Source organism: Marinobacter sp. ATCH36 (genome assembly GCF_023555055.1).
Taxonomy (GTDB): Bacteria; Pseudomonadota; Gammaproteobacteria; order Pseudomonadales; family Oleiphilaceae; genus Marinobacter.
This window is the reverse complement of sequence record NZ_JAMJPL010000007.1, coordinates 178662-197684: the sequence shown is the minus strand read 5'-3', so window position 1 is coordinate 197684 and position 19023 is coordinate 178662. Positions and strand designations below refer to the sequence as shown.

General features: G+C 56.2%; 19 protein-coding genes. 11 read left to right on the top strand and 8 right to left on the bottom strand.

Annotated elements, in window-relative coordinates; genetic code table 11:
• Positions 1 to 48 precede the first annotated feature (48 nt).
• The 4 genes from M8010_RS17910 to tpiA all read left to right on the top strand — a co-directional run bounded on the left by M8010_RS17910 (position 49) and on the right by tpiA (position 4103).
• On the top strand, positions 49 to 804 hold the full coding sequence (locus M8010_RS17910; protein ID WP_250094100.1) for a carbohydrate ABC transporter permease: 756 nt from the start codon (positions 49 to 51) through the stop codon (positions 802 to 804).
• Positions 805 to 815: 11 nt separating this feature from the next.
• A complete protein-coding gene (locus tag M8010_RS17905; RefSeq protein WP_250094075.1) occupies positions 816 to 1088 on the top strand; it encodes a DUF2160 domain-containing protein in 273 nt (90 codons plus the stop codon).
• A 57-nt stretch (positions 1089 to 1145) separates the two neighbouring features.
• A complete protein-coding gene (locus M8010_RS17900) occupies positions 1146 to 2873 on the top strand; it encodes an ABC transporter substrate-binding protein (protein ID WP_502846235.1) in 1728 nt (575 codons plus the stop codon).
• Positions 2874 to 3305: 432 nt separating this feature from the next.
• Complete coding sequence (gene tpiA, locus M8010_RS17895; protein ID WP_250094074.1) at positions 3306 to 4103, top strand: triose-phosphate isomerase; 798 nt, start codon at positions 3306 to 3308, stop codon at positions 4101 to 4103.
• On the opposite strand, the gene M8010_RS17890 is transcribed toward tpiA, so the two are convergent.
• The 3 genes from M8010_RS17890 to M8010_RS17880 all read right to left on the bottom strand — a co-directional run bounded on the left by M8010_RS17890 (position 4104) and on the right by M8010_RS17880 (position 7889).
• The gene (locus M8010_RS17890; protein ID WP_250094073.1) at positions 4104 to 5354 is read right to left on the bottom strand and encodes a substrate-binding protein; all 1251 of its coding nucleotides are present in this window, start codon (positions 5352 to 5354) and stop codon (positions 4104 to 4106) included.
• A gap of 169 nt (positions 5355 to 5523) precedes the next feature.
• Positions 5524 to 6411 (bottom strand): aldo/keto reductase, encoded by an 888-nt coding sequence (locus M8010_RS17885; protein ID WP_250094072.1) that lies wholly within the window; start codon positions 6409 to 6411, stop codon positions 5524 to 5526.
• Positions 6412 to 6509: 98 nt separating this feature from the next.
• Positions 6510 to 7889 (bottom strand): sodium:solute symporter family transporter, encoded by a 1380-nt coding sequence (locus M8010_RS17880; protein ID WP_250094071.1) that lies wholly within the window; start codon positions 7887 to 7889, stop codon positions 6510 to 6512.
• A 144-nt stretch (positions 7890 to 8033) separates the two neighbouring features.
• Between M8010_RS17880 and M8010_RS17875 the strand changes: the two genes are divergently transcribed.
• The 6 genes from M8010_RS17875 to M8010_RS17850 all read left to right on the top strand — a co-directional run bounded on the left by M8010_RS17875 (position 8034) and on the right by M8010_RS17850 (position 14636).
• Positions 8034 to 8354, top strand: coding sequence for a TraR/DksA family transcriptional regulator (locus M8010_RS17875; protein ID WP_250094070.1), 321 nt, complete (start codon positions 8034 to 8036; stop codon positions 8352 to 8354).
• On the top strand, positions 8347 to 9810 hold the full coding sequence (locus tag M8010_RS17870; RefSeq protein ID WP_250094069.1) for an SLC13 family permease: 1464 nt from the start codon (positions 8347 to 8349) through the stop codon (positions 9808 to 9810). Before M8010_RS17875 ends, M8010_RS17870 begins: the two co-directional genes overlap by 8 nt.
• A gap of 244 nt (positions 9811 to 10054) precedes the next feature.
• Positions 10055 to 10855, top strand: a complete 801-nt coding sequence (locus M8010_RS17865) for a C39 family peptidase (protein WP_250094068.1) — start codon at positions 10055 to 10057, stop codon at positions 10853 to 10855.
• 58 nt (positions 10856 to 10913) lie between these two features.
• Positions 10914 to 11924 (top strand): transporter, encoded by a 1011-nt coding sequence (locus M8010_RS17860; protein WP_250094067.1) that lies wholly within the window; start codon positions 10914 to 10916, stop codon positions 11922 to 11924.
• A 37-nt stretch (positions 11925 to 11961) separates the two neighbouring features.
• Complete coding sequence (locus M8010_RS17855; RefSeq protein ID WP_250094066.1) at positions 11962 to 13587, top strand: OmpP1/FadL family transporter; 1626 nt, start codon at positions 11962 to 11964, stop codon at positions 13585 to 13587.
• A 35-nt stretch (positions 13588 to 13622) separates the two neighbouring features.
• Positions 13623 to 14636, top strand: a complete 1014-nt coding sequence (locus M8010_RS17850; protein ID WP_250094065.1) for a MalM family protein — start codon at positions 13623 to 13625, stop codon at positions 14634 to 14636.
• A 12-nt stretch (positions 14637 to 14648) separates the two neighbouring features.
• On the opposite strand, the gene M8010_RS17845 is transcribed toward M8010_RS17850, so the two are convergent.
• The 3 genes from M8010_RS17845 to M8010_RS17835 are packed head-to-tail and all read right to left on the bottom strand — an operon-like array spanning position 14649 to position 17043.
• Positions 14649 to 15680: a polysaccharide deacetylase family protein gene (locus M8010_RS17845; protein ID WP_250094064.1), complete on the bottom strand. Its 1032-nt coding sequence runs from the start codon at positions 15678 to 15680 to the stop codon at positions 14649 to 14651.
• Positions 15681 to 15715: 35 nt separating this feature from the next.
• The gene (locus M8010_RS17840; protein ID WP_250094063.1) at positions 15716 to 16378 is read right to left on the bottom strand and encodes a DNA-J related domain-containing protein; all 663 of its coding nucleotides are present in this window, start codon (positions 16376 to 16378) and stop codon (positions 15716 to 15718) included.
• Complete coding sequence (locus M8010_RS17835) at positions 16375 to 17043, bottom strand: TetR/AcrR family transcriptional regulator (protein ID WP_250094062.1); 669 nt, start codon at positions 17041 to 17043, stop codon at positions 16375 to 16377. Before M8010_RS17835 ends, M8010_RS17840 begins: the two co-directional genes overlap by 4 nt.
• Before the next feature lie 80 nt (positions 17044 to 17123).
• Here M8010_RS17835 and ttcA point away from each other — a divergent pair, with 80 nt between their 5' ends.
• The gene (gene ttcA, locus M8010_RS17830; protein WP_250094061.1) at positions 17124 to 18035 is read left to right on the top strand and encodes a tRNA 2-thiocytidine(32) synthetase TtcA; all 912 of its coding nucleotides are present in this window, start codon (positions 17124 to 17126) and stop codon (positions 18033 to 18035) included.
• 15 nt (positions 18036 to 18050) lie between these two features.
• Here the strand turns inward: ttcA and M8010_RS17825 are convergent, their stop codons facing one another.
• Entirely contained in the window at positions 18051 to 18749 is a 699-nt protein-coding gene (locus M8010_RS17825; RefSeq protein ID WP_250094060.1) for a sulfite exporter TauE/SafE family protein, read from the bottom strand.
• Positions 18749 to 19003: a cbb3-type cytochrome oxidase assembly protein CcoS gene (ccoS, locus tag M8010_RS17820; RefSeq protein ID WP_250094059.1), complete on the bottom strand. Its 255-nt coding sequence runs from the start codon at positions 19001 to 19003 to the stop codon at positions 18749 to 18751. The genes M8010_RS17825 and ccoS overlap by 1 nt, the downstream gene beginning before the upstream one ends.
• Between the last annotated feature and the right edge of the window lie 20 nt (positions 19004 to 19023).

The window sequence follows — 19023 nt, the reverse complement described above, 5'->3', positions numbered from 1 at the left end:
GGGACAGACGTGAAATCACGAATCGCATTCATTGTTTATCTGGTGATCATGATTCTGCCGATTTACTGGCTGATCAATATGTCACTCCAGACCAACTCGGAGATTCTTGGCGAGCTCAGCTTCTGGCCAAAGAATCTGACCTTCGACAACTACCTCAATATCCTGACAGATGACAGTTGGTATATGGGTTATGTGAACTCCATGACCTATGTGTTCATGAACATGGCCATCAGCCTGACTGTTGCCCTGCCGGCCGCCTATGCGTTCAGCCGCTACAAGTTTGTGGGTGACAAACACCTGTTTTTCTGGCTGTTGACCAACAAGATGGCACCGCCGGCGGTCTTTGCTCTGCCATTCTTCCAGCTGTACTCATCGGTGGGACTGTTCGATACCCACATTGCCGTGGCATTGGCTCACACCCTGTTCAACGTAGCCCTGGCGGTGTGGATCCTGGAAGGCTTCATGAGTGGCGTGCCGAAGGAAATTGATGAAACCGCCTACATCGACGGTTACAGCTTTCCGAAGTTCTTCGTGAAGATTTACATCCCGCTGATCCGCTCCGGTATTGGTGTCACCGCGTTCTTCCTGTTTATGTTCTCCTGGATAGAGCTGTTGCTGGCGAGAACACTGACATCAACAGGAGCCCAGCCGATCCAGGCCATCATGACCCGAACACAGGGCGCCTCCGGGATTGACTGGGGTACGCTGGCCGCTGCCGGTGTTCTTACCATCGTGCCGGGTATTGCGGTGGTCTACTTTGTTCGCAATCACATCGCCAAGGGCTTTGCCCTGGGCCGTACCTGAGGAGGCTTGTTATGAGCTGGATGCATTGGACCGGCCCGACGGCAGGATTTTTTATCTCGATTGCCCTGATTCTGACGGGCATGACCGTATGGCAGTACTTTTCGCCCTCAGTAGAGCGGAAAGGCTTCCTGCCGATTGCCACCACCCGTGGTGACCGGCTGTTCATTGGTCTTCTGACCAGTGCGTTTATTCATCTCGCTTTTATAGGGATGACTGAACTCCATGTTTTGGTAGCAACCGCAGTGTCTGTTGTCTGGATGATTATTCTGATGCGCTGGGGTTAATCCACGAAAAAGGACTTACCTTCTTGCAGGGACGCAAAAAAGCTAGAAGAGGTATGTATGAAAAACAACAAGTTGAAATACCTTTCGCTGATGATTTCAGGGGCTCTCCTGACTTCATCACAGGTATACGCGCAGGACTACAGGGCGGCGGCTGAAAAGGCTCTGGATGAGCACTTCCAGCGCTCAACCCTGTCCAGGGAAGAGCAGCTTGCCGAGCTGGAGTGGTTTATCAAGGCAGCGGAGCCTTTCCGCGGCATGGAAATCAAAACCGTAGCGGAGGGTCTGACGACCCACACCTACGAAGCTGAAGTGTTGGCCGAGGTCTTCACGGACATCACTGGTATTGAAGTAGAGCACAACATCATCGGTGAAGGTGATGTGGTTGACACCATGCAGACCCAGATGCAGTCCGATCGGAATATCTACGACGCTTTTGTGAATGACTCTGACGCCATCGGGACCCATCTGCGCTATGGCAAAACCGTTGCCATCTCTGATGCGATGGAGAACGAGTGGAAGGATTTCACTAACCCTGATCTTGATCTGGATGATTTTATCGGTCTGCAGTACACCACCGGCCCTGACGGTAAAATTTATCAATTGCCGACCCAGCAGTTCGCCAACCTTTACTGGTTCCGTGCTGACTGGTTTGACCGCGAAGATCTTCAGGAGCAGTTTAAAGAGCGCTACGGGTATGACCTGGGTGTACCTCTGAACTGGTCCGCCTATGAAGACATCGCCGAGTTCTTCAGCGTTCACGTCAAGGAAATCGATGGTGAGCGCGTATACGGGCATATGGACTACGGTCGTCGTGATCCTTCGCTGGGCTGGCGTTTCCACGACTCCTGGCTTTCCATGGCCGGTATGGGCAGCAAAGGCGTGCCTTTCGGCAACCCGGTGGATGACTGGGGTATCCGTGTCAACGAAGACGGTAACCCGGTTGGTGCCAGCGTTAGCCGCGGCGGTGCGACCAACTCTCCGGCTTCCGTATACGCCGTGACCAAAATGGTTGAATGGCTGCGCGACTATGCACCGGAAAGTGCGCGAGGCATGACCTTTGGTGAAGCCGGCCCGGTACCTGCACAGGGCCAGATTGCCCAGCAGATCTTCTGGTATACCGCTTTCACCGCGGATATGACGGATCCAAGCTTGCCGGTCACTGATGACGAGGGCAATCCGAAGTGGCGTATGGCGCCGTCTCCGGCCGGCCCCTACTGGGAGGAAGGTATGAAAGTTGGTTATCAGGACGTGGGCTCCTGGACTTTCTTTGACTCCACACCCGAAGATCGTCGCACGGCTGCATGGCTGTTCGCGCAGTTCACTGTTTCCAAGACCGTGTCTCTTGAAAAGACCATCGCCGGCCTGACGCCGATTCGTCGTTCAGATATCTTCTCGGATGAGATGACCGAGTTGGCGCCAAAACTGGGCGGTCTGGTAGAGTTCTACCGCAGTGAAAACGAGAGCATGTGGACTCCAACAGGCACTAACGTGCCGGATTACCCTCGTCTGGCCCCACTGTGGTGGCAGAACCTGGCACCGGCTGTGAACGGTGAGGTTACACCGAAGAAAGCACTGGACGATCTGGCCGCGGCCATGGATCGCACCATGTCGCGTCTGGCACGGGCGGATGTCTTTGACCAGTACGCGCCGATCCTCAACGAGGAGCGTGATGAACAGTACTGGCTGGATCAGCCTGGCGCACCGAAGCCAGCCCTGGAGAATGAAAAGCCCCAGGGTAAGACCAAGCCGTACGATCAGATGATGGAGGAGTGGATGGCCGAATAGGCTGCTCTAATCTGAATCTGACCTTGCCAGCCCGCGAATACGCGGGCTGGCAATCTCTGTCCTGCCAAAAGACACCGCGATCTTCACGCCTTGCTTAATTTGCCGCCGAAATTTCTATCATGGATTGACAGTGTTCGTTTTCGAATATTATATTGTTCGTTGTCCCTGACATCGAAAAGTCGGTGGGTCTTGGCCGGTTGCTTGTACATCCCCCTAAACAGCATTTCAGGTGTTTCTCCGCGCTTTGCGGGTAAACCCTGCCGGCCCTTTTTATACAGGTGTTTCCAAACCAAAAAGCCACATCGTTATTTTCGATATAACAAAATCATATCGGTATTTGTTTATTTTCGCTTGTGAGCGTTCGCAAACGAATATTACAATTTGGTCAGCTGCTAAATATAACCCGGATTACATAACAACAGGAGGCAGACCATGAGAAAGCCCATTCTGATTGCGAACTGGAAAATGAACGGAAGTCTGCATGCCAACCAGGCGTTGTTGGTGCGCATGCTAGCCAAGCTCAGGCCTTTCCGGAAAACCATTGATATGGTCATCTGCCCGCCGTTCCCCTACCTGTTTCAGGTTCGAGACCTGCTCGGGTACACCGGGCTATCGCTCGGGTCCCAGAATGCCAGCTCTGCAGTGTCCGGTGCTCACACCGGGGAAGTCAGTGCCACCATGCTGCAGGAAATGGGCTGCCGTTATGTACTGGTAGGGCATTCAGAACGCCGGTCCCTTTACCAGGAGTCCAATGCCAATGTGGCTGCCAGGCACAAGCAGGTGCTGGCGACCGATATGACCCCTGTTCTGTGCGTCGGTGAGACCCTGGAAGAGCGGGAGCAGGGCCAGACCATGACGGTGATTGAGCGCCAATTGCAGGCAGTGATTGACGCATCCGGACTGGAGGGGCTGAGCAGCAGCATTATCGCTTATGAACCGGTGTGGGCCATCGGTACCGGCAAAACCGCAACGCCGGAACAGGTCTATGAAATCCATCGAGCTATTCGCGAATTCCTGGATACTCGTCAAGCGGGGACCGGTCAATCCGTCAGCGTCGTTTATGGTGGCAGTGTGAAGTCGGGTAATGCGGCTGAACTATTCCAGTCGCCGGAGGTAGACGGCGGCCTGATTGGCGGTGCCTCGTTGCAGGCCGATGAATTTGCACTGATCACTGCCGCACTGGCCGACACCGTTGCAGAAGCCGGTAGCCTGTGCGGCATGTTGGACTGATCAGAGAGTGAGTGGCTGGCCTGCTTCCTTGCGGCGGGCCTCCCATTCTTCCCGGGTCTGGGCGGCCTCGTCTCCCGGCATGGAGTCGATGATGTCGAAATAGTCGCTGGAATACTCATCAGCCATGATTTCGTTCCGGGGCTTTACCCGCACCACGTAGACGGTCTGTATATTCTGGTGGTCAAATGCCCGCCAGTGCTGCTCGTCCTTGAGGAAGCGGTACCTGTGTCCTTCCAGTGCGCGGATGACATCACTGGTGTTGGTAGTGCCGGCACGTTCTACAGCGTCTTTGTATTGATAGACTATGCTATAGGCGGAGGCTGCCGCAGTCGATGGTCGCATTTCATAGCGGCTGGAGAAGGCCTCGACAAACTCCTTGCCCCGCGGGTAATCGTACTGGTAGGGCACGCTCCATACCCAGGGAGCCCCGCCGACTACTCCCTCCATTATGGTAGGGCCAACCTGACGGGCCATGCCCAGTGTCAGGTTGGGGACCACGACCTGCATCTTTTCTGTCAGGCCCATTTCGTAGGCCACGTTCAGTGCACGCACCATATCGTCACCGAATAGCACCATCATCAGCACCTTGGCATCACTTTGTTCAGCCTGCTCCAGAGCCTCGCGGAAATCGGTAATCAGAGCGCGGGGGAAGGGTGTTTTTACACCTGCATGCGCCTCGGTATCATCGGTATTGGTGAACCTTCTCACAGACTCTTCCACAGACCAGCCCCAGGTGTAATCCGCGGTGATGTAAAAGTATTCGTCATCGGCATGTTGGGTGGTGAGGTACTGACTAAGGGCCTTAGCGGTCATCCAGGCGTTGTAGGGTTCCCGGAACATGTGGCTGTGGCCAGCGGCACCGGTGGTGGCATTGGAATAGGTCAGTGTTCCGAAGTAGATTCTGTCCCTGTCCCTTGCAGCTCTTCCGGACGATATGGCAACAGCGCTGGAGACCCCACCGAACAACATCTGTACCCCTTGACGGTCGATCAGCTCCGCGGTGTTCTTGGCGCCCTTGTCCGGCTCTCCCGAGGTGTTTCGTATCACCAGCTCCAGGTCGCGGCCCATGATGCCGCCGGCCTTATTGATTTCATCAACCGCAAGGAATGCTCCGAGCCGTTGTTGCAGGCCCTGGTCCTTGTAGCGTCCAGTCTGTGGGTAGTTCAGCCCTATTTTCAGGGTTTCTGCTGCTACTGTCGTAGTCACAAGCAGGGTCAGCAACAGGAAAGCAAAAGGCTTTTTGCAGAGCATTGGCGAAGGCCTCCGTGGTCACGCCGGGCCGCAAAACACGGGCCCCTGATATTGTTTTTATAAAGCGTGCACAGTGTCGCGGGAGACTGAAGAGGCAACAATCGTACTAAAGTGGAAGGTTGTGTAACGATTTGTCAGCTGTTGAAGGCTGTCACGAAGCCTTTGTTGATCAGGCGACAGCCTGATTGCGAACGGATTCCAGCAGCCGATACCAGAGCGGACGGGGCAGCAGGCTTTGGGCACCATGAAGTGCGGAACGGATCCTGTCCGGACTCATCGACCCGAGTACCGGAACCGGTGTTCCCGGAAGCTGACGCAGCCAGGCGACAGCGAGTCCGGTCTCATCCAGCCCGGTTTCCGCCAGTGCTCTGTCGAGGATGTCGGTGGGGATCCGGGCGGCCAGGTTCCCACCACCCAGGGGAGACCACGCCAGCCAACGCAACCCGTCAGTAAGGTGAGCCTCCAGTGTGCCGTCGAAAAGTGGGGCGGTATGAGCGAGGGACAACTGGCTCTGGTTGCATACCAGTGGCAGCCCGGTATTCCCGGCCAGCCATCGCCACTGCTCCGGCAGGAAATTGGACACGCCTATCTGGCGTACCTTACCGGCTGACACGGCCTTTTCCAGCGCCCGGGCAACATCGTCAGCCTGCATCAGTGGGTCTGGCCGGTGTATCAGGAAAGTATCAATCTGCTCTATAGACAGCGAGACCAGGGCTCTGTCGATGGCACTCTCCAGGTAACCGGCTTCTGCCTGGTAATGCTTCACCTGCCATGGTGATCGGTCCTGGTTGGCTGGTACGATACCTGCCTTGGTTATTACGCGTACCTTTTCGCGCAGTAAGGGATGGGTTTTCAGCGCATTGCCAAATAGCCGTTCGCACTCGCCACCACCATAGATATCGGCATGATCGAACAGGTTTAACCCCTCGTCCAGCCGGGCAGCAATCCAGTTGGCCAGATTATCCGGTCTGGTGAGCTCGGGGTGATCATGCAACCGCATCATTCCCAGAATCAGGGGTGTTTCCGGTGTGAATCCGGCTGTTCGAACGTTCTCCATGGTTACTCCTTGCCGAAGGCGATGACGACGCGGTAGTCATTATGAGTTCTTGTAAACACACAGGGCTTGGTGCTTTCGCTATCCCATCGAACTGCTGTCTATTGGTTTGCCGGGGTCCTGCGCCCGGCGACCAACGCCAGCGTGATGCTGACAAGGCTTGATCCTACCAAAGCGCCCGCAAACGGAAGCAGGGTCGGAATACCCCCGGGGAAGCTGGCGACTTCCAGCCCTGCCAGCAAGCTGCCACCGGTAACCCAGCCCGGAATGATCGCCCCCGCCAGACCGGCCAGACCACCCAGTACCGCCGCCGTCGTTGTCATTCGTTTCCAGAGTCCCATCAGTACCGGTATCACCGCCGTGGCACAGAGCAGGTCGGCAATCAGGAACAGTCTCAGCACCGATACGCCCTGAAGCGACACGATCACCACCGGAATCATCAGGATGACGGTAATCCATCGTGCCGATGTAATGGTAAGCCCCTGTTTCTCGGTAACCGCCAGGGAAGCCAGGGCGTTTTGCAGGGTATCCACCGACGAGGCCACAAGCGTCAGCGCCAGCACCAGAGCAGGAATCGTCAGCCATGCCGGTGCCCCGGATAGCAGCGCAAAGAAGGGAATTGGCGGGGACCCGAGATCGGCACCGCTCATGGCGGCGGCAATGCCCAATGAACCGACAATGGCAACTACCGCAATGGTAATCACACCACCCAAAAGTGCACCGCTGCGAAGTGATGCGGTGTCCCGCGCGGACCACAACCTTTGCCAGTAACCCTGATGAAACAGGTTGGCAGCAGTCACCGCGATGACCAGGGTCAGGGCAATGCCCAGTGCGCTACCAACCGGCGCGGATGGTGCATTGGAGGTCTGCAGCTCCGGTAGTCGCTCCATGGCGACAAATCCAACGATTGCCAGCAAGCCGATGAGCAGAAACGCTTGCCACTGGTCGGTGACAATGCTGGCACGCAGGCCACCCCAGGCGGTGTAGATCAGGGTGGCTATTGCCACGCCGAGCACGGCGAGATTGCCGTTTACCCCGGAAAGCAGGGAAGTAATGGCGCCAATGGCTGTGAGCTCCGCCGTCACGAAACATAGCATGTAAAGCACGGAAATCAGCGATACGTAGCGGCGAACCGCATTGCCATAACAGGCCTGGGCAAATTCCCCGATACTTCGGCCCTGGGGCAGGTAACGGCGGATGGCCGGGCCACAGAAGGCAAACACGATAAACGGGAGCGCCGCGCCCAGGGCATACCCGGCCAGCGCCACGGGCCCCACCAATGCTCCCACTTCGGGGGGCGCAAACAGTATCCAGCCACCCATGCCGGACGCCAGGAACGATAGACCCAACGCCCGGGCGCCCTGACTGTTGCGCGCAGTCACATAATCGTCCAGGCCGCCATCGGCGAGACGAGCCCGCATTCCCAGCCAGGTAAACAGGGTCAGGGCCGCTGCCAGGGCAGCCACGGTGGTGTAAAACATGGTGGTAATCTCCGCCGATCGTGAAGCCTCGAATAGTGACACAGATCCGCATTGAGTCAATTTTGACAAGCATCAAATGACTGTCAGGCTTATGCTTTACTGTAGGCGGTATTATCCGGGAAAATCCCGGCACAGGAGGAACCTATGAGTAATCGCAAGTCGGAACTTGAAACCCTGCGAGCTGATTTGACGGCACGGCTGGCAAAGTACGAGGCCCATCAGCACCGGCAGGATGGAGCCCTGGAAAAGGACTCTGAAGAACAGGCAGTTCAGACCCAGAATGACGAAGTGGTGGACTCGCTGGAAACTGAGACCCGCATTGAGCTGGCGCAGATAGAGCGTGCCCTGGAACGGCTGGCCAACGGGCTGGGGGACGAATGTGAAGGCTGTGGGGAAAGCATAGACCCACGACGCTTACAGGTATTGCCCTACACCACAGTTTGTGTGAAGTGTGCTGATGACTGATATGGACAGTTCCGGCCTGCAAGATAAGGGATTGCCCAAGAGTCGTGTTATTGGTCTGATCCTGGGACCAGTGTTCCTGCTTATTACGCTGTTGATGCCAGCGCCTGAGGGAATGGGCTCAGAAGCCTGGGCGGCGCTTGGTCTGATGCTGCTGATGGCCACCTGGTGGTCCACCGAAGCGATTCCCATACCGGCCACGGCACTGATTCCGATTGTGCTGATTCCGGCACTCGGATTGGGCGGCATCAGAGAGGCGACCACTCCTTACGCCAATCCCATCATCTTTTTGTTTCTCGGTGGCTTTACCCTGGGGTTGGCGATGCAACGCTGGAATCTGCACCGTCGTATTGCCTTGCTGACACTGCTTGGCGTGGGGGATAAGCCACGGCGCCAGATTGCCGGGTTCATGATTGCCACAGCCTTTTTGAGCATGTGGGTCAGCAACACGGCGACATCGATCATGATGCTGCCGATTGGCTTGTCAGTCATCGCAATGATGGACTCTTCCAACCCTGAGGGCGTGCGACGCTACGCCACCGCGTTGCTTCTGGCGATCGCCTATTCTGCCAGCATTGGTGGGATTGCCACGCTGATTGGCACCCCTCCCAATGCATTGCTGGCCGCTTACTTGAGTGAAAACCAGAATATTTCCGTAGGCTTCGCCCAGTGGATGCTGCTTGGAGTGCCGGTGTCGCTGGTCATGCTGTTGTTGACCTGGTGGTGGCTTACGCGCCGGGATTTCGAGCTGGGCAGTCAGGCTGGCAGTGGCGACATGATACGAAGCGAGTTTAAAGCCCTCGGCCCCCTGCAGAAAGGGGAAAAGCTGGTGGCGCTGGTGTTCGTGGTAACCGCTGCTGCCTGGATTTTCAGGCCGTTGTTGTCTGATGGTCTTATGCCCTGGCTGAGTGATACCGGCATTGCCATCGCCGCCGCTATCGCCATGTTCCTGATTCCGGTAAACCTGAGCGAGCGACAATTCGTGCTCGACTGGGAGACCGCCCAGGGAATCCCCTGGGGCGTTTTGCTGCTGTTTGGCGGCGGCCTTGCCATGGCTGGCGTGATCAGTAGTTCGGGACTGGCGGAATGGATTGCCGAAAGCCTGTCAGTAGCTGGCAACCTGCCGGCACTGGTGATGGTTGCCCTGGTGGTGGGAGTCATTATTTTCCTCACCGAGGTCACCAGCAATACCGCAACGGCGGCGGCGTTCCTGCCGTTACTGGGGGCACTGGCGATGTCCCAGGAGTTATCAGTCCTGTTGCTGACCGTGCCGGCCGCTATTGCAGCGAGTTGCGCCTTTATGATGCCGGTGGCGACCCCGCCGAATGCCATCGTGTTCTCCAGCGGCCACATGAAGATCCAGGATATGATCAGGGCAGGCTTTGCGCTGAATCTTCTCGGCATTGTTGTGGTTACAGCGTTGAGTTATCTGCTGCTAGGTTTCGTGTTCACGATCTGACGGGAGGGGCTCTCCGGCCCTAACCTGCTCTAATCTTTCCCCCTTTCTTCCCATCCACCAATTCCGGCCTGCACGGGGCTGGATGGCATGAACCAGTTCTCAAAACCGGCAAAGCCAGCCCCTTCCGCAGCGGCAGATTTGAGGCACAGTTATCTTTAAGGGGTTAGCGATTTCGGTATCTTACCGTAACAAGATGTAACTCGGGAAACGTCATGTCTAATAATAACAGGGACTTCGTCTGACCATGCTGCTGGTACTCGCCGGATCCATCCTCACATTCACCATGGCCCAGGAGGCAATCGTTGTTGAGCCTTACCAGCAGGGCACCATCGTGATTGAGCAGGATTTTGATACCAGCCCCATTGAGTTGCGAACCGGCACCCGTGTAGAGCCGCTGGTAGAGCAACAGTTCCGTAACATCGTGCGACAGGCTTACGACTACAGCTGCGGCAGTGCGGCATTGACCACGGTGCTCAACTTCTATCTGGGCAGGAATCTCGGCGAGCGACAGGTAATGGAAGGCCTGCTTCATTACGGCGAAAGTGAGCGCATTGTTCAGCGCCGGGCTTTCTCCATGCTTGATATGAAACGCCTGGTCACCGCACTGGGTTATCCATCCGGGGGCTTCCGCGCCACCATTGAGGACCTGATGGATCTTGACCACCCGGCCATCGTTCCCATTCAGCATGCCGGCTTTAAACATTTCGTGGTGCTCAGAACCATCCGCGAGGGACGCGTGTACCTCGCTGATCCGGCAATTGGCAATATTTCCTTTACGCTCGCCCAGTTCGAGGAGAAGTGGGACGACAACGTTCTTTTTATTGTCTTCCCGGGCAGCGATAAACCGCTGGATTACCTCGAGCTCAAAGAGGAGGACCTGCGGTTTGTGGATGACGAAACCATGACATTACTGGCGCTTCAGAAAATTCCGGAGTTCCACGAGTCTACCGAACGCCGGATCCGGAACATGCTGGAACGCCAGAAAAACAACCCGGATGGCAGCGTCGAGAATACCAGAAAGCAGCTGTTCTACCGTCGTAATTAACGTGCGGGGCGCAAAGCCCCGGCACAGGAACCATTACAAGTAAAATAAGGGAGTCAGGATGAATCGTTGGTTAGTGCGAGGTTTTATCCTTGTTTCCGTGACTGGCCTTTACCCGAGCATGGCACTGTCGCAGGAAGGAAACGTAGATCAGGCCAGGGAAGCGCTTGCAAAGCAGGAGGGTGATGAAGACTCCTCAAAGCAGCTGGAAGAGGTTTTCCAGTCGGCGGAGACCAGCTACTCGTTGCAGAAAAAAGGTACTCACGCTCTCAATTACTCCTTTGATTATTCCTACACCGGCGATCAGCGCCTGGACCTGGCGATCACCGATGGCTCCGTTCGTAATCTGGACGTAGTGCCCTCTGCAACACACAGCTTCACCAACGCGTTTTCCTATGATTATGGTCTGCTGGACAACCTGACGGTGGGTACCCGCATTCCATTGGTGGTCAAGCACGACACCCAGGACGAGCTCAGTGTTTACGACTTTGGAGACATATCCGCTACCGCGCGGTGGCAGCCGTTTTCCTACGTTCCGGGGAAAATGTCCACTACGTTATTTGGCACCTTTACCTCCAAGACAGGGGTAAGCCCCTACGAAATCGATATTGACGAGCAACTCTCGACTGGAAGCGGATATTACTCCCTGGCCGGGGGCGTAAGTATCTCCAAAGTACTGGACCCGGTGGTGGTATTCGGTTCCACCAGCGCCACCTACAATATTCCTGAAACTGGACTTCAGCAGGTCCGCGGCGCGCGAGTACTGGAAGAGATAGAGCCAGGCTTCGGGTTGTCTGCGTCCGGTGGTTTTGCCTATTCGTTGTCCTACGACATTTCTCTCAGTATTTCGGCACAGCTGAGCTACAGCGACGAAACCATACTTTCCTTCAGCGACGGAACCCAGGCTGTTGCCCAGGACCAGATGAGTGGTTTTCTCAGCATGTCGCTGGGTACCCGTGTAAGCGATACCACCATTGTTAATACCAGCCTTGGTATCGGCCTGACCGAAGACGCACCGGACTTCTCGCTGGGCGTGTCTCTGCCCATCAGATTTTCAGGTCTCAAAGAGTGACTTCAGCCTCTGAGGTTTTACGGGAAGGGAAGATTTCATGGGTATAACCAGCCACAAACAACGGATTGCCGGTGCCATCGTGGCAGCCTCGGTAACCTGTGGTGTCGAGGCGCAGCTGGCACAGAATCTGACAATTCACCCCAAAGCTCTGGCGCTGGGCAACGCGGTTACGGCAGATCCGCCCGGTATCATGGCCATTCACTACAATCCGGCGGGCCTGACCAAACTCGACGGCCGCCAGCTTGAAGTGAACCTGATGAGCATCTATCTCGACATTGATGCGGATTTCCATGCCCCGGAGGGTTACGAGATCTTCGGCATTGACGGCCTTGAGACAGATCCACTGACCGGAAAACAGCGTGATCCCGTCGCCAACAAGCACAGCCACACCAACAACGTTGCGCTCTATGTGCCGGGGTTTGGCATACTGCGGGCGCCTCCCGGGCCGGCAGTGGCGCCCTCGGCCGGCATCAGTATTAATCCACCGGGATCAAAGCTCACTTTCGGTAATGCCTTTTACCTCCCCCTGGCCGCTGGTTTCTATCGCGATAAAGACGATCCGGGCCGCTACTTGCCCCAGGCAACGGCCCTGCAACGTACTACCTATCTGTCTCCCACGGTCGGGTACAAGATCAACGACGAATGGGCGATTGGTGCCGGTATCCACCTGTCCCACATGGGGATTGCCGCTGATCAGTACATGCGCGCACCGAACATGCTGCTGGGCGTTGCAGAGGTACTTCAGGACGCCTTTAACTGTGAGAGTGGTGATGAACCTCTGCAGCCCTGGCTGGCACTTTGCGGCGGCAATGTCGGGCCCTGGGACGATATAGGGGCGCTCAGTATCAACGTGCAGGAAACCCTGTCACCAACCTACGCACTCGGGGTGATGTGGGAGCCGAACGACTGGTTTACCTGGGGCGCAAGCTATACCTCTGAAGCGGACATGAACCTCAAGGGTACCTTCGAGATCGAGTATACCGACGACTGGTCCGGCTTCTGGCAGAGTGTGAACGGTTCGGTTCTGGGCGCCATCACCTCGGCCATACTGAGCCTGCCGTCGGGCGCGCCCAGGGAGGCGGGTAACGTCTCCATGGATCTGACTTATCCGCAGCATTTTCAGACCGGTATCAGTGTGGACGTGCATCCCAAGCTGACGGTTAATGTTGATGTGGGCTGGACCGACTACAAGCAGTGGGACGCGTTTGTGTTCCGCTTTGATCGCAACCTGGAATTCCTCAATGCCGCCAGGATTCTGTCGCCGGACAATGCGACACCCAGTACCTTGCGGTTACCGCTGGGTTTTACCGACCAGTGGAACTGGGGTTTTGGTCTGGAGTTCCACGCCTCTTCCCGGCTGGATCTCCGCGCTGGTGTGGAGATTCGGGATTCGGTTATTCCCGATGACCAGCGCAGTATCATGGCGCCATTCGGTGGTGCGAATCTCTATAGCATCGGGATGGGTTATCAGTGGGACAAAGATACTGAAATTGACATGAATCTGAGTTACCTGCATTCCATCGAAACCATCCCGGCCAATGGTAGTTGTAACCTGAACTGTGACAATATTACCAACATCATCTATAACCCATACGCGGGCCTGGATGTAAAAACGTCGCTGCGGGTAGCGATGGCAGGCCTGAGTTTCCGCACCAAATTCTGACGCGAAAGCGCCTGCAAACAGGGTGATCAGCCCCGATGTATATACGCCATTTACTGGTTGTTACTTGCCTGGCCGTTGCCATGTCGGGGTGTCAGTCGTCACGCTCTGGCTCATCAGGTGGCGGCGAAGGGTATTTCACCTGGGTTGATGAGCAGGGACAGGTCAGGCATACCCCGATTCCGAAAAGCTCCGGCGAAGACGCTGATGAACACCCTGCTGTCTCTGCTGTCTCTGAGGGAGCATCGTCCGAGACTTACGACGACGAGTTCAACCTGGAGAACTACCCGGATGGTAACCAGCTGGAAAAAGACGGTTATATCCGCCCCGGTGAGCCTCAGCCTTATTTTACCTGGCGGGATGCCGAGGGTAATTTCCGTGTCAGCTACTATCAGCCGGATACCAGGTCCGCCGTCGAAAAAGGACGCATTAAACCGCCAGTTCAGCTGACTGAGGCCAGCATACACCAGGCAGGAGAAATGTCCGGGACAACCGTCCTGCCAGAGGGTGCCGACCCGGATGCCATGGCGGTTCTGGGTATGCAACCGGATGAAGAATCCTTTTTCGAGAAATGGTCCGGCCAGTGTTGCCAGGACCTCGACAGGACCGAGACCGAGAAGTGGCAACGGGGCAGGGAATTTGCTGTTGATATGGATCGAACAGCCCCGGTTCACTCCTTCAGCACCGGCGTCAGTCCGTATCGCCTGGTAAGGTTGCCTTCAGCGGAAACGCACAATGATTTTATTCTGCACCTCAGGTCGTTTGCCAAAGATGGCGTTTTTGTCCCGTCCGTCGCCTTTCTGGATGCGTCTTTCGTACCATTGAGAATCGTGACCGACCTGGTTGCGCAATACGACCCGGAGTCCTGGCACAGCCATGGCTACTTGCACGCCTATATTCCGGTATTTCCCGGCCGGGGCGAACGCTGGGCGGTGATCTTTACACGCGACGAAGATCTGGCCGGTCAAACCGTTGTCGAGGGCAAGTACGGGCCGGATGCAATTCCTCATGCCCGTACTGGCGAGCTGGGTCTCTCCAGGGAAGGCGAGTAGCCAGACGGGACATTAGTCTTCGGGCTTACTCAGATCCAGCCATTGCTGGGACAACCAATAAAAACTGCCATCCGGGGCGGGGTGGGTGCAGTTGTAACGGAAGCGGCGGCTGTTGAAGCTCTTGGGGGCTTTGAGTATGACCTTGTCGCCGGAAACCTCGAAATCGACACGTCCCTGTCCCGAAGCAAAGCAGGTCAATCTGTCGACGTTTATTGAATCAGGAACAGTGAATGACAACGTCGGCGGATTTTCCTCGATCACGCCGTCAGGCAGTTCACTGGCGTCAACTGGTAGCGCCTTGCTGCGTAGTTTGTCCTTCAGACTGTTGAGTTGCCCGTAGGCATTTGCCATGGGGAAACGAGGCAAGCGAGTGGCTTCCGAGGTGGCTCCAATGGCACCGGACTGCTGGCCGTAGCCCAGCCAGCCACGCTCAGTAAGCTTGGCCTCCAGTGCCTCATCAAATTCACCGTAGGGATACGCGAACATCGGAACGTCAATACCCAGCTTGTCTGCGAGAGTTTGCTGGGCTGTATCCAGGCTGCTTTCCACGCGTTGCACCCAGCCCCCTCGACTTTCGTCCGGGCGTTTCGCCAGGTGCCCGTGGTCTTCGCTGTGGTTGGCGATGGTCACTCCGCTTCTATCGCGCACCTCCTCAAGTTGGCTCCAGGTCATGTAGCCATGGCTGCCAATGGCATCGGTGTTTACGAAGATTGTGTAAGGGTAACCGCGCTTTTCGAGCTCCGGTGCGGCGCTGGAATAGACGGAATCGTAGGCATCATCAAAGGTGATGGCGACTTGCTTGCGGTTATCCAGTTTACCGTCCAGGGCGTCGCGTGTTCCGGACTCCAATGGTACAACGTCGATTCCCAGGTCGCCGATCATCTCCAGCTGCCCCTCGAAAAGAGAAACCGAAGTGCTGGTGGATGGAGGCGTGGAATCACTGACATGATGATACTGGAGTACCACCAGATCGGCTTTCGCGGCCAGGGCAAAGCCGGCAAGCGATACCATCAGAAGTGCTCGGGTCGTCATTCGTTTTGCCATTATGTTGTCCTCAATGTTCCCAATGTCCGAAACCGTCAGGTTCTGAAATGCGCTTTCAGTACGGAGAAGGCATGGTTCAGGTGTTGAATGGCTTCGGTTTCACCGCCACGGTCCGGGTGAGCGTGCATGACTGCTTTGCGGAACCGTTGTTTCACCTCATCAAATTCTGCTGGAATACTCTCGAAACCGAGGATCGCTGCGGCTTCGCGGGTTTCAGCACGTTCCGGCCGATAACCGCTGCGCCCGGCCCAGAAGTCGTCCATCATCCGGTTTATGGATTCCTCGGGCATCTGATACTTGGACAGGTCCAGGTAAAAGCGCCGCAATTCGTCCGCCTGGTCCGGTAGGCCCGTGCCGCCCACAACGTCGCTACGCCGGAGCCGAATGATCAGGGGCGAAATGGTTACTGACTCCCCGCCGGTGGCAAGCTGATCACGGAGGCGGTAGAGCACGTGGAACAGCAGGAAATGCACCGGATAGAGCTTGTCCGGCTCCGCGAAATTTACGGTGCCGATCAACTCCCAGGGTTTCCTCTGCAGCGTCTTGATGAGGCCGAGTTCGTTGATTCCGGCAGGGTTCTGCCGGAGTATGTGTTCGGTGGCGACCAGCAGGTGCTGAATCTGGAAATTCAGTGTGTCATCTTTTGGCTCGGCCCCGGACGATTGAATGGTATTCGCTGCCGTATCAGTCTGGTTCATTCCGCTATGGTAGGTGACGGGGCGTCGTTACGGAAGAGGGGGTCCAGGCGCAGCCCGTTAAGAAACAGATTGGTTGCGAACCGGGTGGCATTCCTGGCCTCGGTACCGGCATTGTCGGGGTTCCTGTGGGCGCGATGGGCAAGGCGCAGGCTGAGTTCGTAACCGACGCCGAAAAAGGCCGCACACAGGTACTCCTGGTCCAGGTCGGGCAGCAGCCCATGTTCAACCGCGTCTTTCACGTCTTCTTCAAGAGACATTATGGTGAGCCCGAGAATGTCCGAGCCAAACAGTTCCCGGATAGCATGGTCGTTGCGATGAGCCAGTTCATACACCAGGGGATCACTGGCAGTGGCTTTGAACAGCGCCAGATAGGCAGAGTAAATGAAGTCCTCTGCCGAACTGGCAGCCTGCCTGCTTTCGGTAAGGTTATGATTGAGCTGGCCAAGAAAATCCGTCAGCAAGGCCGCGAATATGTCCTGTTTGCTGGAAAAGTAATTATAGAAGGTGCCAGCGGCCAGGCCGGTGCGGCGTACAATATCGCGAATGGTGGTGTTGTCGTAGCCAAGTTCCCGGAAACACTCCCGGGCAGCGTCCAGTATGGCTTTGCGGTTACGAATACGGTTGAGTTCCCGCTTGCCGGGGGCTTCCTTTTTTGTCTCTGACATATCCATGTCTGTATCCTGTTCCTGGATCATTTGCCCGCGTATAATCCGACGCTCACTGACCTTATGAACGACGTTTATCTATGTCCGAAGCAATAACTGCCAGTTCTGAAGCTGCCCTTAATTCTGACGCAGAACACAGACAGAAACTGGAGTTCAACAAACTCCAGAAACGCCTGCGCCGGGAAATGGGGCAGGCGATTGCTGATTTCTCGATGATTGAAGCCGGCGATAAAGTCATGTGCTGCCTGTCTGGCGGCAAGGACTCATATGCCATGCTCGATATCCTGCTCACTCTTCAGAAAAGCGCTCCCGTGCGCTTTGAGCTGATTGCTGTGAACCTGGACCAGAAACAACCAGGGTTCCCGGAAGAAGTACTGCCGGAGTATCTGGCGGCACTCGATATCGAGTATCACATCATCGAGAAAGACACCTACAGTATTGTTAAGGAAAAAGTGCCGGAAGGGAAGACCACCTGCGGACTTTGTTCTCGGCTACGTCGCGGAATTCTCTATAATTTTGCTGAAGAGCATGGCGTAACCAAGATTGCCCTGGGGCATCACCGTGACGATCTGTTGGAGACATTGTTCCTGAATATGTTCTACGGTGGAAAACTCAAGTCCATGCCGCCAGTGCTGCACAGTGACGATGGTCGTAATACGGTTATCCGGCCATTGGCCTACAGCCGCGAGAAAGACATTGCTCGCTATGCCCGAATGCGGGAGTTCCCGATCATTCCGTGTAACCTGTGTGGCTCCCAGGAAAATCTGCAGCGCCAGGTGATCAAGGACATGTTTCAGGCCTGGGACCAACAACATCCGGGGCGGCTGGAAACCATGTTCCGCGCACTGTGCAATGTAGAACCATCCCACCTTGCCGATACCGATCTTTTTGATTTTCGTGAGGGTTCCCGGCGCTCAGGCAGTGGGCAAGCCATTGCGACCGCCGAGCCGGAAGCCGCGGAATTCGGGCGGCTGGACATTCTTAATATCTGAGGCGACCCGGAGACACTAGCCGTGGCCTGAATGCATCATCGCAGTAACAGGCAGGGTCCAGACTCCAAAGCCGATCAGCAACAGCCCGGCGAGTTGCCGGAAATGTTTTTGCTCCCGAAGTTTGCGAATCCAGGTAGCGGCGTAACCGGTTGCCAGCATGGAAGGCAGTGTGCCCAGGCCAAAGAACAACATGGTTGCGGCAGCGCTGCCCACGGTTGGCTGCAAGGCTGCCCACCCCAGCGTGCTGTAAACCAGACCACAGGGTAACCAGCCCCATAGCGCACCTAACGCCAGTGCCTGCCCGACATGGTGTACCGGTAGCAAGTGTTTTGTGAGTGGTGAGAGGCGTTTCCAGATTGGGGCGCCGATACGCTCCACATGGCGAATTCCCTGCCACCACTGCGCCATGGAAAGCCCCATCAGAATCAGCAGTACTCCCGCCAGTGTTCGCAGTACAGGGCCCAGTTGGGTCCAGTAACCCGCTGCACTGGTACTGAGCAAGGCGATCACCGCGGCAATGAGGGTATAGCTGCCAATGCGGCCGCCATTGAAGGCGAACAGCATGGCTGTCTGTCTGAAACGGAAGCCGCGGCCAACGGGCAAAGCCATGGACAGGGAAGCACTGATACCGCCGCACATACTGAGGCAGTGGGTGCTGCCCAGCAATCCGATCAGAAAGGCGCTGGAGTAACTCAGGTAAAGTTCTTCGCCCATCAGGATTTCTGTTCTTCGCTCAGGCCGTCATCGTTTCCTTCGTCTGCCGAGGCCGGGGTATTGCCAGTGGCAGCGTGTTGATCGGGCTGCTTTGCATCGTCCGGAATTCTGTCCTTGTCATCGTCATAGAGAATGCGGTGAGCTGGCCCATCCAGGTCGTCGTACTGGCCGTTCTTCACAGCCCAGGAAAACAGCACAATACCCAGCGCTACGAGGACCAGCATGACCGGAACAAGAATCATTACAATTTTCACGGCGCTACCTCAAGTCGAAT

What these genes read in the sequence shown, in the direction of transcription:
- M8010_RS17910 (WP_250094100.1), top strand. Translation starts at nt 49, where the DNA reads ATGATTCTGCCGATTTACTGGCTGATCAATATGTCACTCCAGACCAAC.
- M8010_RS17905 (WP_250094075.1), top strand. Translation starts at nt 816, where the DNA reads ATGAGCTGGATGCATTGGACCGGCCCGACGGCAGGATTTTTTATCTCG.
- M8010_RS17900 (WP_502846235.1), top strand. Translation starts at nt 1,146, where the DNA reads ATGAAAAACAACAAGTTGAAATACCTTTCGCTGATGATTTCAGGGGCT.
- tpiA (WP_250094074.1), top strand. Translation starts at nt 3,306, where the DNA reads ATGAGAAAGCCCATTCTGATTGCGAACTGGAAAATGAACGGAAGTCTG.
- M8010_RS17890 (WP_250094073.1), bottom strand. Translation starts at nt 5,354, where the DNA reads ATGCTCTGCAAAAAGCCTTTTGCTTTCCTGTTGCTGACCCTGCTTGTG.
- M8010_RS17885 (WP_250094072.1), bottom strand. Translation starts at nt 6,411, where the DNA reads ATGGAGAACGTTCGAACAGCCGGATTCACACCGGAAACACCCCTGATT.
- M8010_RS17880 (WP_250094071.1), bottom strand. Translation starts at nt 7,889, where the DNA reads ATGTTTTACACCACCGTGGCTGCCCTGGCAGCGGCCCTGACCCTGTTT.
- M8010_RS17875 (WP_250094070.1), top strand. Translation starts at nt 8,034, where the DNA reads ATGAGTAATCGCAAGTCGGAACTTGAAACCCTGCGAGCTGATTTGACG.
- M8010_RS17870 (WP_250094069.1), top strand. Translation starts at nt 8,347, where the DNA reads ATGACTGATATGGACAGTTCCGGCCTGCAAGATAAGGGATTGCCCAAG.
- M8010_RS17865 (WP_250094068.1), top strand. Translation starts at nt 10,055, where the DNA reads ATGCTGCTGGTACTCGCCGGATCCATCCTCACATTCACCATGGCCCAG.
- M8010_RS17860 (WP_250094067.1), top strand. Translation starts at nt 10,914, where the DNA reads ATGAATCGTTGGTTAGTGCGAGGTTTTATCCTTGTTTCCGTGACTGGC.
- M8010_RS17855 (WP_250094066.1), top strand. Translation starts at nt 11,962, where the DNA reads ATGGGTATAACCAGCCACAAACAACGGATTGCCGGTGCCATCGTGGCA.
- M8010_RS17850 (WP_250094065.1), top strand. Translation starts at nt 13,623, where the DNA reads ATGTATATACGCCATTTACTGGTTGTTACTTGCCTGGCCGTTGCCATG.
- M8010_RS17845 (WP_250094064.1), bottom strand. Translation starts at nt 15,680, where the DNA reads ATGGCAAAACGAATGACGACCCGAGCACTTCTGATGGTATCGCTTGCC.
- M8010_RS17840 (WP_250094063.1), bottom strand. Translation starts at nt 16,378, where the DNA reads ATGAACCAGACTGATACGGCAGCGAATACCATTCAATCGTCCGGGGCC.
- M8010_RS17835 (WP_250094062.1), bottom strand. Translation starts at nt 17,043, where the DNA reads ATGTCAGAGACAAAAAAGGAAGCCCCCGGCAAGCGGGAACTCAACCGT.
- ttcA (WP_250094061.1), top strand. Translation starts at nt 17,124, where the DNA reads ATGTCCGAAGCAATAACTGCCAGTTCTGAAGCTGCCCTTAATTCTGAC.
- M8010_RS17825 (WP_250094060.1), bottom strand. Translation starts at nt 18,749, where the DNA reads ATGGGCGAAGAACTTTACCTGAGTTACTCCAGCGCCTTTCTGATCGGA.